We start from the raw sequence: 14,651 nt of genomic DNA on the forward strand, positions 1-14,651 counted from the left end.
GAATTCCGGTGCATCCCCCGTGATATAAGGGCTGAGCGCGAATGACTTATGGTCGATATTTTTTAGTTATGTTGCGTTAATTCAGGCGAAAATCGAGGGCATGCTGTTGAATATGACACGGTGATGACCGAAAGATATTGAGTGAGGCGAAAACAAATAATGTGAAATAAATCACCAGGAAATATGCTGATATATTCCTGGTGAAAGTAAGGCTAAAAGTCCCAATCGCCGTCGACGGTTTCTTCCGCTTTTCCCATCACATACGATGAACCCGAACCGGAAAAGAAGTCGTGGTTTTCGTCGGCATTCGGCGAAAGCGCGGCGAGGATCGCCGGATTGACGGCGGCCATTTCCGCCGGGAACAGCGCCTCGTAGCCGAGGTTCATCAGCGCCTTATTGGCGTTGTAGCAGAGAAAGGCGTTGACCTCCTCAATCCAGCCGCTATCGGCGTACAGTTCGCGGGTGTAGGCCAGTTCGTTATCATACAGATCCATCAACAGGTCGAGGGCGAAGTTTTTCATCTCCTCGCGCTTCTCGGCGCTGACTATTTCCAGCCCTTTCTGGAATTTGTAGCCAATGTAATAACCGTGTACCGCTTCATCGCGGATGATCAGGCGAATCAGATCGGCGGTGTTGGTCATCTTCCCCCGGCTGGAGAAGTACATCGGCAGCCAGAAGCCGGAGTAGAAGAGGAAGGATTCGAGAAAGACGCTGGCGATTTTTTTCTTCAGCGGTTCATCTGCCTGATAGTACTCCAGCATCAGCTGCGCTTTGCGCTGCAGCGGCGCGTTTTGTTCGCTCCAGGCATAGGCGGCATCGACGTCTTTGGTCTGGCAGAGCGTCGAGAAAATGGAGCTGTAGGAGCGGGCGTGCACCGCCTCCATAAAGCTGACGTTCGACAGCACCGCTTCCTCATGCGGGGTGAGGGCGTCGGCCATCAGCGCCGGGGCGCCAACGGTATTCTGGATGGTATCGAGCAGCGTCAGGCCGGTGAAGACGCGAATCGTTAGCTGCTGTTCCGCCGGCGTGAGCGTTTGCCAGGCGGGGATATCGTTAGACAGCGGCACCTTCTCCGGCAGCCAGAAGTTGCTGGTCAGCCGATTCCAGACCTCCAGATCCTTATCATCTTCAATTTTGTTCCAGTTGATGGCGCTGATGCGCGATAAATGGGTCATCCTGTTCTCCTTACAGCGCGCAGGACACGCAGCCTTCGATTTCGGTACCTTCCAGCGCCAGCTGGCGCAGACGGATGTAATAGAGCGTTTTGATGCCTTTCTTCCACGCGTAGATTTGCGCTTTATTGATATCGCGCGTGGTGGCGGTATCGGGGAAGAACAGGGTCAGCGACAGCCCCTGATCGACATGGCGCGTCGCCTCGGCGTAGGTGTCGATGATCTTCTGCGGGCCGATTTCGTAAGCGTCCTGATACAGCGCCAGGTTGTCGTTGGTCATAAACGGCGCCGGATAGTAAACGCGTCCGGTTTTCCCCTCCTTGCGGATCTCTATCTTCGACACGATCGGATGGATGCTGGAGGTCGCGTGGTTGATGTACGAAATAGAGCCCGTCGGCGGCACCGCCTGCAGGTTGCGGTTATAAATGCCGTAGCGCATCACGTCATCGCGCAGCTGCCGCCACATATCGCGGTCGGGCAGGACAATACCGGCACGGGCAAACAGCGCGCGGACTTTCGCCGTTTTCGGCTGCCAGTCGCCTTCCAGGTAGGGGCGGAAATAATCACCGCTGGCGTACCGCGACTGCTCGAATCCGGCAAAACGCGTGCCTTTTTCCCGCGCTATCAGCATCGAGGTACGCAGCGCGTGCCAGGTGATGGTATAGAAATAGAAATTGGTGAAATCCAGCCCCGCTTCGCTGCCGTAGGCAATACCTTCGCGCGCCAGATAGCCGTGCAGATTCATCTGCCCAAGGCCGATGGCGTGCGAGGCGGCATTGCCCGCCGCGACCGACGGTACCGAACGGATATCGCTCATTTCGGACACCGCGGTCAGACCGCGCACCGCGACCTCAACCGTGCGGGCGAAATCAGGAGAGTCCATGGTATGGGCGATATTCAGCGAGCCGAGGTTACAGGAGATATCCTGGCCGATGCTGGCGTAATCCAGGTTTTCGTCAAAGGTAGAAGGCGCGTTAACCTGCAGGATCTCCGAGCACAGGTTGCTCATATTGATGCGCCCGGCAATCGGGTTCGCGCGATTAACCGTGTCTTCAAACATGATGTACGGATAGCCGGATTCAAACTGAATTTCCGCCAGCCGCTGGAACAGATCGCGGGCGCGGATCCAGCGCTTGCTGACCCGCGCGTCGGCCACCAGTTGTGCATACATTTCGCTTACCGCGATATCGCCGAACGGTTTACCGTACAGGCGCTCGACGTCGTAGGGCGAGAACAGCGCCATCTGCGCATCTTCTTTCGCTAGCTGAAAGGTGATATCCGGAATCACCACCCCGAGCGAGAGCGTTTTAATGCGGATTTTTTCATCGGCGTTCTCGCGTTTGGTATCAAGGAAACGCAGGATATCGGGATGATGGGCGTGCAGATAGACCGCGCCGGCCCCCTGGCGCGCGCCGAGCTGGTTGGCGTAGGAGAAGGCGTCTTCCAGCATTTTCATCACCGGCACCACGCCGGAGGACTGATTCTCGATGCGCTTGATTGGCGCCCCGGCTTCGCGAAGATTGGAGAGCAGAAACGCCACGCCGCCGCCGCGCTTGGATAGCTGCAGCGCCGAGTTCACCGCCCGGCCAATGGATTCCATATTGTCTTCGATGCGCAGCAGAAAGCAGGAGACCAGCTCGCCGCGCTGCTGTTTACCCGCGTTGAGGAACGTCGGCGTGGCGGGCTGAAAGCGTCCGGAGAGGATCTCATCGGTTAGCTGCCGGGCCAGCGCCTCGTTACCCTGCGCCAGGGCCAGGGCCACCATGCAGGTGCGGTCGGCAAAGCCTTCAAGGTAGCGCTTACCATCGAAGGTTTTCAGCGCGTAGCTTGTATAGAACTTCCATGCGCCGAGAAACGTCTGGAAGCGAAAACCGTAGCCCTGAGCGTACGCGAACAGCGCAAGAATAAACGAGCGATCGTAGCGGGCCAGCACCCTGGCGTCGTAATAGCCTTCGGCGACCAGCCACGTCAGCTTGTCGTCCTGGCTGGTAAAGGGCACGGTATTCGGCTCAACGTGGTTGGCCATAAACGCCGCCACCGCCTGATGGTCTTTGTCAAACGGGATGCGGCCGTTGCTGTCGTAGAGATTCAGCATCGCGTTGAGGGCGTGGAAATCCGGCGCCTCGGTGGTTATACGTTCTGCGGTTGTCGTTGCCAAAATTCGCTTACTCCTTTACGCACGTTGTCGACATCTTGCGGGGTGCCCATCAGCTCAAAGCGATAGAGATACGGTACGCCGCATTTCTGCTTGATGACGTCGCCTGCCCGGCCGTAGGCCTCGCCAAAATTACGATTGCCCGCGGCGATGACGCCGCGAATAAGCTGGCGGTTATGCGGATCGTTGAGGAAACGGATCGCCTGCCGGGGGACCGCGCCCGCCGTGCCGCCGCCGCCATAGCTGGGGACGATAAGAATGTAGGGTTCGTCTACCTGGATGCGCTCGCGTTCGTTAAGCGGTATACGCACGGCGGGCAGCTCCAGACGCTGGACGAACCGGTGCGTATTTTCGGAACTGCTGGAGAAGTAGACGATCAGGCTCATACGCTGGCCGCTGACGCTGTCGGGCGCAGGCGATTGATCATATCGGGACGGAAGCCGGACCAGCGGGTCTCTCCGGCAATCACCACCGGCAGTTGACGGAAACCCTGCTCGCGCAGCATATCAATGGCTTCAGGGTGGTGGTCGATGTTGATCATGTCGAATTCAAACCCGCGGGTTTCCATGGCCCGTTTAGTGGCATGGCACTGCACGCAGTCGTTTTTGGTGTAAATAGTAATGCGCATGATTCGTATTTCCATTTAAAATAACAGTACGACGTAAAAATTGACGTCGCGTGCTATGGGTTATCGTTGAAGGAAATACTAGATGTAGTCATTTAAAAGTTCAACAACTCAATATATATGGTTTTTGTAAAGGTTAGCCCCCGCGGGAGGATCCGGCGGGGGGCGGGAATTCTTGCCGTGAAATTACAGGCGCATACTCACCGCCAGACGATTAAAGGCGTTCATCAGGCTGATGGCGAAGGTCAGATCGCTGATCTGGTGGGCGCTGAAATGGTCCAGCAGCGGCTGATAAACGGCGTCTTCCGCATGGCTTTCGGCGATATGGGTCACCGATTCCGCCCACGCCAGCGCCGCGCGTTCCGCATCGCTGAAATGGGCGCTCACCCGCCAGCCTGCCAGCGCGTCCAGCTTGTTTTGCGCGACGCCGGATTTACGCAGGGCTTTGCTGTGCATCTCCAGGCAGAAGGCGCAGCCGTTGATTTGCGATACCCGCAAATACACCAGCTCGATCAGCGCGCCATCCAGCTCGCTTTTTTCCAGCGCAATTTTGGCCTGAACCAGGGCGTTATAGACTTCCGGGCTCAGTTCATTGTACGGCTGACGTAGTGTGTTCATTTTACTCTCCTCATTAAGACGCGAGGAAAATAGCACTATAATGGACTGCATAAGATAGCCATATTGCGATGAAAAAAGCAGACCATGATGGACGGTAAAAAAATTCCGCACTACCAGCGCATTGCCCGACAGCTTAAGCAGGCGATTGAGCGCGGCGAGCTGGCTCCGGGCAGCAGGCTGCCTGCAAGTCGGGTCTATGCTCAGGAGCTTGGCGTGTCGCGAGCGACGATTGAGAACGCGTGGGGAGATCTGGTGGCGCAGGGATGGCTGGAGCGGCGCGGACAGGCAGGGACCTTTGTCAGCGATCGGCTGCTGCCGCAGCAAAACGCGCCCGTTCAGCCCATCGCGGGCGATGAAACCGCGGCGCCGCTGCCGTTTCAGCTGGGGCTGCCCGCGCTGGATCTGTTTCCACGCGGCCTGTGGGCGCGCGTGATGGGGCGGCGTCTGCGTACGCAAACGCGTTTTGACCTCGCGCCAGGCGATCCCTGCGGTGAACCGACGCTTCGCCGGGCGATCGTCGATTATTTGCGTCTGTCGCGCAGCATTGAGTGTCGGCCTGAGCAGGTCTTGATCACCGGTAGCTACGCGGCCTCGATGCGCCTTATTTTGCGCACGCTGGCGCGGCCTGGCCAGCAAATGTGGATGGAAGATCCGGGGTTTCCGCTGATCCGGCCGGTAGTGAACGATGAGGGGGTGGCGATCAATCCCGTTCCGGTCGACGACGACGGGATGGATATTCCCTGGGCGCAGCGGCATTACCCGAGTGCCCATTTCGCGCTGCTGACCCCGGCTCATCAAAGCCCGCTCGGCGTGGCGCTATCGCTGGCCAGGCGCAGACAGCTCCTGCTATGGGCGGCGCAGAATAACGCGTGGATTATCGAAGATGATTACGATAGCGAATTCCGCTATCACGGTAAGCCGCTGCCGCCGCTGAAAAGCCTCGACGCCCCGCAGCGGGTCATCTATGCCGGGGCGTTCAGCAAGTCTTTGTTCCCGGCATTACGCGCCGCCTGGCTGGTGGTGCCTGAGCCGCTGGTGGCGCAGTTTCGTGAACGGGCCGCGCTGATGTGCTGTAGCGTGCCGACGCTGTGGCAGCAGACGCTGGCGGATTTTATTCGCGAAGGCCACTTCTGGCGGCATCTGAAGAAAATGCGCGCCAGCTATGCCCAGCGCCGACTGTGGCTTGAGTCGGCGCTGCGGGCGCAGGGATTCACCGTCGTGCCTCAGGCGGGCGGGATCCAGATGGTGGTCAGGGTCGCCGGAGACGATCGGCCTCTGGCGCAGCGCGCCAGACGGGCCGGGTTGGCCGTACAGGCGCTGAGCGACTGGCGGATGGAGGCTCTGGGAGAAGGGGGGCTGATAATGAGCTTCACCAACCTGACGTCGGCAGAAATGGCGAACCAGGCTGTGCGTAAGCTTTATGTCGCGCTTTACCCGCAGAGATAACAAAAACCCCTGCAGGGCAGGGGTAGACGCGTATTTGTTATCTTCATGGGTCTGGCTGTTTTATTATCGACGTAAATTCAGCAATACGCCAATAAATACCCCAACGGCAGCTGCGGCGCCGACGCTTTGCCACGGTTTATCGCGCACATAGCTGTCAGCGCAGCCCATGGCATCGCACGCCGCCTGCTGAACGCGGTTATTGCCGTTAAGCCGCGCGCGGGTCTCTTTCAGCAGCGCCTGCGCTTTTTTACGCGCGGCCTCCGCTTCGTCCTTGGCGTCGCTGCCCCATGATTTCAGCACCTCTTCCAGCGTATCCGCTAATTGGCTGACATCATTATGGATATCTTCAGCGCTCTCTTCTACGTTGTTGCGGTTTGCTCGGTTGGCCATTGGTTTCTCCCTTTATTCCATTGAGTCTATAAGTGTAGGACAAGATTTTGAATTATGCTGTAAATAGCCCTTTATGGAATATTCCGAAAGCGTTGCCTTTAATGAATAAGGTAAGGTTAACGTGCGGTAAAAGATAATGAGGAATGAGTATGTATTTAAGACCCGATGAGGTGGCGCGTGTTCTTGAAAAAGCCGGCTTCACCATGGATGTTGTGACGCAAAAAGCGTACGGCTATCGCCGTGGCGATAATTATGTTTATGTGAACCGTGAAGCTCGTATGGGGCGTACCGCGTTAATTATTCATCCGGCTTTAAAAGAGCGCAGCACAACGCTTGCGGAGCCCGCGTCGGATATCAAAACCTGCGATCACTACGAGCAGTTCCCGCTCTATTTAGCGGGCGATGCTCAGCAGCATTATGGTATTCCACACGGGTTCAGTTCGCGCATGGCGCTTGAGCGTTTTCTGAGTGGCCTGTTTGGCGAAACGCAGTATAGCTGACAAAAAGCGGCTGGCTGAACCAGTCGCTTTTTTGTATCAACTCAGGCTTTGGCCTGCTGATAGGGGCTGACGCGAAACAGGCGGCGGCAGTAGTCGAGGAAATAGCCGTACGCTGCGCCCATCATCATCGATACCACGATGTTGGAACTTACCGCCGCGGCGATCTGATGCCAGTCGGCGCCGACAACCAGCAGAATCGCGACGTATACCGGCGACTGGAACGTCACATAGGCCACCACATCCGCAATATTCTTCATCCAGCCGGATGCGCTAATGCGGCGCGCCTGGCGCATCGCGAAATCTCGATAAAAACCGTAAGGCACGGCAATAATAATGTTCACCGGAATCGCCACCAGTCTCGAAGATAACGACTGCTGGAAGGTCATTCCGGAGAGAAAAATTTCGATCATCATGTTCACAACGGTGCAGTACACCACCATCGCAAAGGTGTCTGCTACCGCATGACGCAAGCGGGACTGCGCAGAGAACATTGGTATGCTCCTCGAAAATGAAGTCGATAATGCCAAAAGATTCGCGGTTATTCAGCGTTTTTGGGTGCCTGTTTTGATGTGCGTAGATTATATCTCTGCATTAAAAGAGGCAACTAGCTATAAATTTTTATTTAAAGGCTTTTGGTCGATAAAATACTCTGCGTCAGGCTATTTTTTGTTCGTTACGCTACTTTTGTTCTCTTTGTTTATTTTTTTATTGTTTTTCAATTGGTTGTAAAATAAATACGTCATATAGATGAGAGCCAATCCGGGTTGTGAGGGGGGATTTCGCGACAGAATCGCGTAGCGGTGTGAGTTGTGTCACTTTTGGCGTTTTTTACACGTATAAAAGAGGAATGGTAGTATTATATGCTGATTTGTCTTCTGGGTGGACATTCGGATTTTTTGCATGACTATTCTATAAACGCCCGTAGCGCCCTGCGAGGCGCAACCGTAAATATACGGATAACCTGCTGAGCATACAGGTAATAAGATAAAGACGTTGCCTGGCGAATAGTATTATTTGCAAAAGAATTTATTCAGTGTTGATAATTTCGCTTTTGTCGATTTGTTTACCTTATTAATTGCTAAACATTTCTGGTGCTATATAAGGAATTAGTGAAAGGCTGGAAATACATTATCATATCAATTAAACTAGCGCCGTAATCTTTGTTTCATTTGCTATTTGGGAATTTTTTGAATTATATGTCATTACTATTAGAGAAATTGAATAATATCCGTTCACTTCGCGCCATGTCCCGTGAATTCTCCATTGACGTGCTTGAAGATATGCTGGCAAAGCTAAGGACCGTCACTGAAGAAAAACGCGCTGAGGAGCAGGCGGCTCAGGCGCTGCGCGCAGAACATCAGGAAAAAATAAATACCTGGCTGGAATTAATGCTGGCTGACGGCATTACCCCTGAACAATTAGCGGGCCACAACAGCGCCTCCCCGAAAGGGAGCAAAAAGCGCCAGCCGCGTCCGGCTAAATATCGTTTTACCGACCATACCGGCGCCGAGAAAACCTGGACCGGGCAGGGACGTATGCCGAAGCCGCTGGCTAAAGCGGTGGCTGAGGGAAAATCCCTTGATAGCTTCCTGATCTAATATTGAATACGGTGGGGAGACCCACCGTTATCGTTAGCCGGTTTAATCAGCACACGCCAAAATCGCCGTCTTCTTTATAAGCCGTCACATCGGCGGCCTTCAGCGTATATTTCTCACCCTGCTCGTTGCTTGCCTGAACGGCAATAATGCGATCGTCCTGGACTTCAACGACTTTAAGTTTTGGCCCACCCGCGCGCGGTTGTACCAGGTCACCGACTGAAAACATACTGCTTCTCCTGTGTGCTGATGAATCTTTTCGCTGACATAACCATAGCTCAGCAAAAGCGTTACCAACAGTCTCTCAAAAGAGGTAGAGGCTAGCGACGGTTCCAGGGCATCAAAGCCAAAAGACGCGCCATACCGCAAAACCCGGTAATACCGGCAAAGATTAAGCCGGCGCCGACGAAGGCGCTAAGCAGAAAAAAGCCGCTGCTGAAAGCGTAACCTAAAGCGACGCCAAGCAAAATCAGGGCGCCGGCGGCGATCTGTACCTGACGCATAAGCGGCAGCGGCTGTGATTTATCCTCTTTCACCGGCAGACCGGCCGCTTTCCACGCCTGAATTCCGCCAGCCAGCAGCTTTACCTGCGCCGGTGCGGCGGCCTGCGCCAGACGGGCTGCGTTATTTTGGGTGCGCGATCCCGCCTGACAGTGAAAAATAATCGTCTCTTCGGGACTGGCGTGCAGCGCTGCGCCATTCGTCAGCGTCGCCAGCGGCACGAGCTCCGCCCCGGGAATATGCTCGCGGGCGTATTCATCGGCATCGCGGATATCGATCAGCCGGCCGCCCCGGGCGACGAGCGCCTGGGCTTCGGCAGGCGAAAGAGTGGCAATAGGCATAAAGGCTCCTTAAGGACAATAGATTGACTTCAGCACGGCGACGATTTGCTGAACCGCTGGCCGGGTAATGAAGTAGTGAATGCGCTGCGCCTGACGTTCGCAGCCGATCAGGCCTTCATCACGCATCCGCGCCAGATGCTGGGAAGTTGCGGAGGGGCTCAGCTCGGTTATCCGCGCCAGTTCGCCGGCGCTGGTGCCCGGCGCATCGCATAGCATGCACAGAATCAATAGCCTGCTGGGATGGCTCATGGCTTTCAGCAGCGCGGCGGCTTCGCCGGCGCTGGCCTGTAGCTGTTCGGGTGTATTCATTTATTTTAGTCTTTTCTAAATTTAGTAAATTCTAAAATAAAAAAGCGTATTACGCCAGCAATGGCTGCCGCTGTGGCTAAACAGCGTGGCCAAAACCAGGACGATTCTTGAGCGCCGGGTTAAGCGTAACTTAAGCCAGGGTGGCGATAATGACGGAAATATGACTGTCGCGAGCTACCGCCATGAACGTACTGGAAACCCTTAATCAAAGCGCCTTTTTAGCGCTGAACGCATCGCCCGGCACGCCGGAGGCGATCCTGGCATTGGCGCGTTTTTCAGCGAGCGGGATCATCTTTGTGGTTCCGGCCATTCTGCTCTGGCTGTGGTTTTCCGGCGGGCGGCAGGGTCATCGGCAGGCGCTGTTTTGTACCTTGAGTATTCTGATCGCGCTGGGATTGGGATCGATCTGCGGAATGCTGCTGTTTCATCCGCGGCCGTTTATGATCCCGCTTGGCCATACCTGGATAAATCATCCGGCGGATAACTCTTTCCCGAGCGACCACGGCACGGTGATGTTTAGCGCCGCGTTTGCACTGCTCTCGCTGCGCTCACGCGCCGCGGGGCTCTTTCTGCTGCTGGCGGCGCTGCCTGTTGCCTGGTCGCGGATCTTTCTTGGGGTTCACTTTCCGCTGGACATGGTGGGGGCGGCGTTGGTTTCAGCCTGCGGCGTCTGCGTCGCGAAGCTTATCTGGTCGGGCATTGGGCACCGCTTAACCTCCCTGTGTGAAGCGATAAGCAGACGCCTGTTCGCCTGGCTACCGCCGCGCTTCACGCCCTGAGCGAATCAGAAGGCTATGCGCTATGGCTTCCGCGACGGGCCGCACGGCGATACAGCGTACTGCGCGCGACGCCTAACGCCTGCGCGGCCTTACTGATGTTGCCGTTATAGCTTGCCAGCGTGTCGGCAATCAGCTGCGCATCGTGCTGCTGAAGCCCGCGCAGCGGGCGGGCGGCGGGCGGGCTTCGATACTCCTGGGGCAAATCATCTATCCCCAGCGTTTCACCCTCTTCGGCGAGGGCCAGCAGTACCCTCAACACACTTTGCAGCTGGCGGACGTTGCCCGGCCAGGGATGAGACGTCAGGTGTTGCACAACTTCCGGGGCCAGCGCGATGCGACGCTTTTCTCCGCCCAGCTCGCGCCACAATCGTTGGATAAACCCGGACAGTTCAGGCCATTCGCGCAGGGGCGGCAGCGTTAAAGCAAACTCACGCAGGCGGTAGAGCAGGTCTTCGCGGAAGGTCCCTTCCGCGACGCGCTGCGCCAGATTGCGGTGGGTGGCGCAAATCACCGCGAAATTAACCGGCGAGCTCTGGCTGGCGCCAAGCGGCGTGACCTCTTTCTCCTGTAAGATCCTCAGCAGCCGGGTCTGAAGCGTTAACGGCATATCGCCAATCTCATCAAGAAACAGTACGCCGCCGTCGGCTTCGCGAATCTTGCCGATGTAGCCGTTTTTATTTGCGCCGGTAAACGCCCCGGGCTGGTAGCCAAACAGCTCGGATTCAATCAGTGATTCCGGCAGCGCGGCGCAGTTGATGGCGACGAATTTGCCGCCGCTCCAGCGGCTGTGCCGGTGCAGGGTACGGCTGACGTACTCTTTGCCGCAGCCGGTTTCGCCTTCGATACACAACCCAATCCCGGCGTTAAGCAGGCGCAGCAGCTTTTCGCCTTCGCGCTGGCTGGAGAAAGGCAGCTCGAGGGTGGGGCGCGCGGTCACCGCCACGCCAGCGGTCACGGGAGCGCGTAGACGGTAATAGTAGTTTCGATCTCCGGCGACGAGCGGCAGCGGTACGCTGACGGCGGTTTGCCGCAGCTGCGGAAAAAGCTGCTGGAACGTGAGGTGGCCGAACCGATCTGCGTTAAGTGAGAACTCGCGCATCGCCAGCCGGTTAGCCGCCATCAGCACATTGTCGGTAAAGACCAGCAGACATTCGTCGACGCCGTCGAGCTTTTCCAGCTGAGGATGCAGGCTCATCAGCCACTGTTGCGGATGCAGACTCTGTTTAACCCACAGATATTCTATCTGCTTCGCGGCGCCTTTTACCCACGCCAGCGTGCGGGCGTGCGGGTAGCGGGCCGGGCCGGAGATATCCAGCACCCCGGCTATTTTGCCATCGGGACTTTGCAGCGGCACGGCGGCGCAATAAAGACCCTGGTTACTGGTCAGAAAATGCTGGCGGCCATCGATTTCGCAGCTGTCGTCAATCGCCAGCGCGGTGCCAATGGCGTTGGTTCCGCGTCCGCTTTCGCTCCACAGGTTGCCCGGCGCTAAAGCGAAGCGCTGCGCTTTCTGCATGGCGTGCGTATCGCCAAAGGTTTGCAGAACCAGACCGCTGGCGTCAGAGAGAACCACGACGGATTGCAGAGCGTTGACTTTGCGGGATAGCTCATTAACGACCGGCTGGGCCAGCGTTTGCAGGCGGCTGTGTCTGGCGAGCCTGTCGGCCAGTTCGCTGGCGTGCAGGCGAGGGAAGTCATCCGTGGCGGGGTCAAGGCCATAGCGCTGGCTACGGCACCAGGAGTCGCTGAGCAGCGGGTTCGCTTCGATCTCTGGCGTCAGGGCAAACGGATTTCCTGGCACGGGACACCTCGTCGTTTAATTTGTGTTGCAATATTGTAGCTATATGGTTTTCGTGGTGTTGCGATTTGCGACACATAAGAGATATTCTGTGCGACAAAAAGTGACGTGACCTATCTAATTTATTGAAAATTAATTTCTTTTTTAAAATATAAAAAATGGCATAACCCCTGCAATAGACGAGAGACGCAGCGAGCCGCCGTACAAAACTAATATGCCGCTGCGCCTCAACCCTACATGAAGGAGATTCGCGATGCGTTATGCTCATCCTGGCACACCGGGCGCTTTGGTTTCACTGAAGTCAGCCTACGGTAACTTTATTGACGGTAAATTTGTTGAACCCATCGGTGGCGAATTCTTTATGAATACCTCCCCGGTCGACGGTAGCAACATCGGGCAGTTTCCGCGTTCTGATGCCAAAGATATCGACTTCGCCCTTGATGCGGCGCACCGGGCCGCCGACGCCTGGGGCAAAACGTCGGCTCAGCACCGCGCTAATCTGCTGCTGCAGGTTGCCGACCGTATTGAGGCCAACCTGGAATATCTGGCGGTAGCGGAGAGCTGGGATAACGGTAAGCCGATCCGCGAAACCCTCAACGCCGACCTGCCGCTGGCGGTCGATCACTTCCGCTATTTCGCCGGCTGCCTGCGCGCGCAGGAGGGAAGCACGGCGGAGATTGATGAAACGACGGTGGCTTATCACTTCCATGAGCCTCTCGGCGTGGTCGGACAAATTATTCCGTGGAACTTCCCGCTGCTGATGGCCGCCTGGAAGCTCGCTCCGGCGCTGGCTGCGGGCAACTGCGTGGTGCTGAAACCGGCAGAGCAGACGCCGCTCAGCATTACATTGCTGCTGGAGATTATTGGCGATCTGTTCCCTGCGGGCGTCCTTAATGTGGTTCAGGGATTTGGTAAAGAGGCGGGCGAAGCGCTGGCAACCAGTAAACGCATCGCCAAAATCGCCTTTACCGGCTCAACGCCGGTAGGCCGCCATATCATGGCCTGCGCGGCGGAAAACATTATCCCCTGTACCGTTGAGCTGGGCGGTAAATCGCCGAACATCTACTTTGCCGACGTGATGGAAGGCGAAGAAGAGTATATCGAGAAGGCGGTTGAAGGCCTGGTTCTGGGCTTCTTTAATCAGGGTGAGGTCTGCACCTGCCCGTCCCGCGCGCTGATTCAGGAGTCTATTTACGAGCCCTTTATGGTGCGGGTCATGGAGAAGGTGGCGCAAATTCGCCGCGGCGACCCCTTTGATACCGATACGATGATCGGCGCGCAGGCGTCGCGTCAGCAGTTCGATAAGATCCTTTCCTATATTAAGATCGCTCGCGATGAAGGCGGAAAGATCCTGACCGGCGGCGAACGCGCCAGCATCTCTGCCGAACTGGATAACGGTTTCTATATTCAGCCGACGCTGATTCAGGGCCGCAACGATATGCGCAGCTTCCAGGAGGAGATCTTTGGCCCGGTTATCGGCGTCACCACCTTTAAAGATGAAGCCGAGGCGCTGGCTATTGCAAACCAAACCCAGTTTGGCCTTGGGGCCGGGGTGTGGACGCGGGATACCAACCTGGCTTATCGCATGGGGCGCGGCATTAAGGCCGGTCGGGTGTGGACCAACTGCTATCACATCTACCCTGCGCACGCCGCGTTCGGCGGTTACAAACAGTCCGGCGTAGGGCGCGAAACCCATAAGATGGCGCTCAATGCCTATCAGCAGACGAAGAACCTGCTGGTGAGCTACGGTACCGCGCCGCTGGGCCTGTTCTGATCGTCCCTGTCAGCTATTTATTTTAGGATAACCCGCAATCTTCAGCATCGATTGCGGGTTTATTATTCCACAAAGAAAGTGTTGTTATTCATCTTTCCTCCCCGGCTTTCAGATGAAATACACTTGTCATCAATATCTCCTGCTTATAATGACTCGCGTGATTATTGTTTATTCGATAACGAAAATAAGATAAAAGCCAACCTAAGATTTATCCTAATATTCTGTAAACACCCAGTCCGCTCACAGAATTATTGCCGAAAAATCGCGGTGAAATTAGGGGTGATTGTTAAATTACGCCGCCTGATGTTGCTTTTTGATGTTATTGCATCGTGATTTTTGGTTGCATTAATTAACAATGCGCATAATGTTTTTAATATTATCTTTATATGTAAAATAAAACAGCATTTCATTAACATAACAAAATATTGCGATTTGTAATCGGTAGGGATAGTATTTATTTGTTACCTTAATAAAGGGTTTGTGGAATTTCGCCGAAGAACTTCTTTTTATCAAAATAGCCAATTAAGCAGCTTATTTTTGCTGCCTGATGTCCTGCGGACGGAACGCGAATATTATTAACATGGAGGATCTGCACGCAGATTTGCCCGGGGCTTAATCCCTCGCGCGCAATCTGTCGAAAATATAAGT

At 55.6% G+C, this 14,651-nt stretch carries 16 protein-coding genes; 5 read left to right on the forward strand and 11 right to left on the reverse strand.

Going from position 1 to position 14,651, the window contains the following annotated elements; genetic code table 11:
- Window positions 1-212: 212 nt before the first annotated feature.
- From nrdF to CDA56_RS13770, 5 genes are all read right to left on the reverse strand, one after another.
- Entirely contained in the window at window positions 213-1,175 is a 963-nt protein-coding gene (gene nrdF, locus CDA56_RS13750; protein ID WP_014226498.1) for a class 1b ribonucleoside-diphosphate reductase subunit beta, read from the reverse strand.
- 10 nt (window positions 1,176-1,185) lie between these two features.
- A complete protein-coding gene (nrdE, locus tag CDA56_RS13755; RefSeq protein WP_103813808.1) occupies window positions 1,186-3,330 on the reverse strand; it encodes a class 1b ribonucleoside-diphosphate reductase subunit alpha in 2,145 nt (714 codons plus the stop codon).
- Window positions 3,303-3,713, reverse strand: coding sequence for a class Ib ribonucleoside-diphosphate reductase assembly flavoprotein NrdI (nrdI, locus tag CDA56_RS13760; protein ID WP_014226496.1), 411 nt, complete (start codon window positions 3,711-3,713; stop codon window positions 3,303-3,305). The genes nrdE and nrdI overlap by 28 nt, the downstream gene beginning before the upstream one ends.
- Complete coding sequence (gene nrdH, locus CDA56_RS13765) at window positions 3,710-3,955, reverse strand: glutaredoxin-like protein NrdH (protein WP_103813806.1); 246 nt, start codon at window positions 3,953-3,955, stop codon at window positions 3,710-3,712. The genes nrdI and nrdH overlap by 4 nt, the downstream gene beginning before the upstream one ends.
- 183 nt (window positions 3,956-4,138) lie before the next feature.
- Window positions 4,139-4,570 carry a carboxymuconolactone decarboxylase family protein gene (locus CDA56_RS13770; RefSeq protein WP_103813804.1) on the reverse strand — a complete coding sequence of 144 codons (432 nt, stop codon included), beginning with the start codon at window positions 4,568-4,570 and terminating at the stop codon, window positions 4,139-4,141.
- An 87-nt stretch (window positions 4,571-4,657) separates the two neighbouring features.
- Here CDA56_RS13770 and pdxR point away from each other — a divergent pair, with 87 nt between their 5' ends.
- Window positions 4,658-6,016 (forward strand): MocR-like pyridoxine biosynthesis transcription factor PdxR, encoded by a 1,359-nt coding sequence (gene pdxR, locus CDA56_RS13775; protein ID WP_165795091.1) that lies wholly within the window; start codon window positions 4,658-4,660, stop codon window positions 6,014-6,016.
- A 63-nt stretch (window positions 6,017-6,079) separates the two neighbouring features.
- Here the strand turns inward: pdxR and CDA56_RS13780 are convergent, their stop codons facing one another.
- The gene (locus tag CDA56_RS13780) at window positions 6,080-6,406 is read right to left on the reverse strand and encodes a DUF883 family protein (protein WP_004123945.1); all 327 of its coding nucleotides are present in this window, start codon (window positions 6,404-6,406) and stop codon (window positions 6,080-6,082) included.
- A gap of 149 nt (window positions 6,407-6,555) precedes the next feature.
- Between CDA56_RS13780 and CDA56_RS13785 the strand changes: the two genes are divergently transcribed.
- Entirely contained in the window at window positions 6,556-6,906 is a 351-nt protein-coding gene (locus CDA56_RS13785; RefSeq protein ID WP_004123942.1) for a DUF2002 family protein, read from the forward strand.
- A 41-nt stretch (window positions 6,907-6,947) separates the two neighbouring features.
- On the opposite strand, the gene alaE is transcribed toward CDA56_RS13785, so the two are convergent.
- On the reverse strand, window positions 6,948-7,397 hold the full coding sequence (gene alaE / locus CDA56_RS13790; RefSeq protein WP_004853442.1) for an L-alanine exporter AlaE: 450 nt from the start codon (window positions 7,395-7,397) through the stop codon (window positions 6,948-6,950).
- Between the two features lie 705 nt (window positions 7,398-8,102).
- Here alaE and stpA point away from each other — a divergent pair.
- A complete protein-coding gene (gene stpA / locus CDA56_RS13800; RefSeq protein WP_064379457.1) occupies window positions 8,103-8,504 on the forward strand; it encodes a DNA-binding protein StpA in 402 nt (133 codons plus the stop codon).
- Window positions 8,505-8,550: 46 nt separating this feature from the next.
- Here stpA and CDA56_RS13805 read toward each other — a convergent pair whose 3' ends face one another.
- The 3 genes from CDA56_RS13805 to CDA56_RS13815 form a co-directional block, all read right to left on the reverse strand.
- Window positions 8,551-8,730, reverse strand: coding sequence for a YodC family protein (locus tag CDA56_RS13805; protein WP_014226493.1), 180 nt, complete (start codon window positions 8,728-8,730; stop codon window positions 8,551-8,553).
- 91 nt (window positions 8,731-8,821) lie between these two features.
- Window positions 8,822-9,343 (reverse strand): rhodanese family protein, encoded by a 522-nt coding sequence (locus CDA56_RS13810; protein WP_103813802.1) that lies wholly within the window; start codon window positions 9,341-9,343, stop codon window positions 8,822-8,824.
- Between the two features lie 9 nt (window positions 9,344-9,352).
- Window positions 9,353-9,652: an ArsR/SmtB family transcription factor gene (locus CDA56_RS13815; RefSeq protein WP_103813800.1), complete on the reverse strand. Its 300-nt coding sequence runs from the start codon at window positions 9,650-9,652 to the stop codon at window positions 9,353-9,355.
- A gap of 182 nt (window positions 9,653-9,834) precedes the next feature.
- Between CDA56_RS13815 and CDA56_RS13820 the strand changes: the two genes are divergently transcribed.
- Window positions 9,835-10,431 carry a phosphatase PAP2 family protein gene (locus CDA56_RS13820; RefSeq protein WP_042927329.1) on the forward strand — a complete coding sequence of 199 codons (597 nt, stop codon included), beginning with the start codon at window positions 9,835-9,837 and terminating at the stop codon, window positions 10,429-10,431.
- A 13-nt stretch (window positions 10,432-10,444) separates the two neighbouring features.
- Here the strand turns inward: CDA56_RS13820 and CDA56_RS13825 are convergent, their stop codons facing one another.
- Entirely contained in the window at window positions 10,445-12,232 is a 1,788-nt protein-coding gene (locus tag CDA56_RS13825) for a sigma-54-dependent Fis family transcriptional regulator (RefSeq protein WP_025107296.1), read from the reverse strand.
- Window positions 12,233-12,482: 250 nt separating this feature from the next.
- Between CDA56_RS13825 and exaC the strand changes: the two genes are divergently transcribed.
- The gene (gene exaC, locus CDA56_RS13830; RefSeq protein WP_103813798.1) at window positions 12,483-14,003 is read left to right on the forward strand and encodes an acetaldehyde dehydrogenase ExaC; all 1,521 of its coding nucleotides are present in this window, start codon (window positions 12,483-12,485) and stop codon (window positions 14,001-14,003) included.
- The last annotated feature ends 648 nt before the right edge of the window (window positions 14,004-14,651 follow it).

The organism is Klebsiella michiganensis, assembly GCF_002925905.1.
Classification (GTDB): Bacteria; Pseudomonadota; Gammaproteobacteria; order Enterobacterales; family Enterobacteriaceae; genus Klebsiella; species Klebsiella michiganensis.

Bases quoted from the DNA above. Each gene is read 5' to 3' on its own strand.
- CDA56_RS13785 (WP_004123942.1), top strand. From the start codon at position 6,556: ATGTATTTAAGACCCGATGAGGTGGCGCGTGTTCTTGAAAAAGCCGGC.
- CDA56_RS13820 (WP_042927329.1), top strand. From the start codon at position 9,835: ATGAACGTACTGGAAACCCTTAATCAAAGCGCCTTTTTAGCGCTGAAC.
- CDA56_RS13780 (WP_004123945.1), bottom strand. From the start codon at position 6,406: ATGGCCAACCGAGCAAACCGCAACAACGTAGAAGAGAGCGCTGAAGAT.
- pdxR (WP_165795091.1), top strand. From the start codon at position 4,658: ATGGACGGTAAAAAAATTCCGCACTACCAGCGCATTGCCCGACAGCTT.
- exaC (WP_103813798.1), top strand. From the start codon at position 12,483: ATGCGTTATGCTCATCCTGGCACACCGGGCGCTTTGGTTTCACTGAAG.
- CDA56_RS13815 (WP_103813800.1), bottom strand. From the start codon at position 9,652: ATGAATACACCCGAACAGCTACAGGCCAGCGCCGGCGAAGCCGCCGCG.
- CDA56_RS13805 (WP_014226493.1), bottom strand. From the start codon at position 8,730: ATGTTTTCAGTCGGTGACCTGGTACAACCGCGCGCGGGTGGGCCAAAA.
- alaE (WP_004853442.1), bottom strand. From the start codon at position 7,397: ATGTTCTCTGCGCAGTCCCGCTTGCGTCATGCGGTAGCAGACACCTTT.
- nrdH (WP_103813806.1), bottom strand. From the start codon at position 3,955: ATGCGCATTACTATTTACACCAAAAACGACTGCGTGCAGTGCCATGCC.
- nrdF (WP_014226498.1), bottom strand. From the start codon at position 1,175: ATGACCCATTTATCGCGCATCAGCGCCATCAACTGGAACAAAATTGAA.
- stpA (WP_064379457.1), top strand. From the start codon at position 8,103: ATGTCATTACTATTAGAGAAATTGAATAATATCCGTTCACTTCGCGCC.
- CDA56_RS13770 (WP_103813804.1), bottom strand. From the start codon at position 4,570: ATGAACACACTACGTCAGCCGTACAATGAACTGAGCCCGGAAGTCTAT.
- nrdI (WP_014226496.1), bottom strand. From the start codon at position 3,713: ATGAGCCTGATCGTCTACTTCTCCAGCAGTTCCGAAAATACGCACCGG.
- CDA56_RS13810 (WP_103813802.1), bottom strand. From the start codon at position 9,343: ATGCCTATTGCCACTCTTTCGCCTGCCGAAGCCCAGGCGCTCGTCGCC.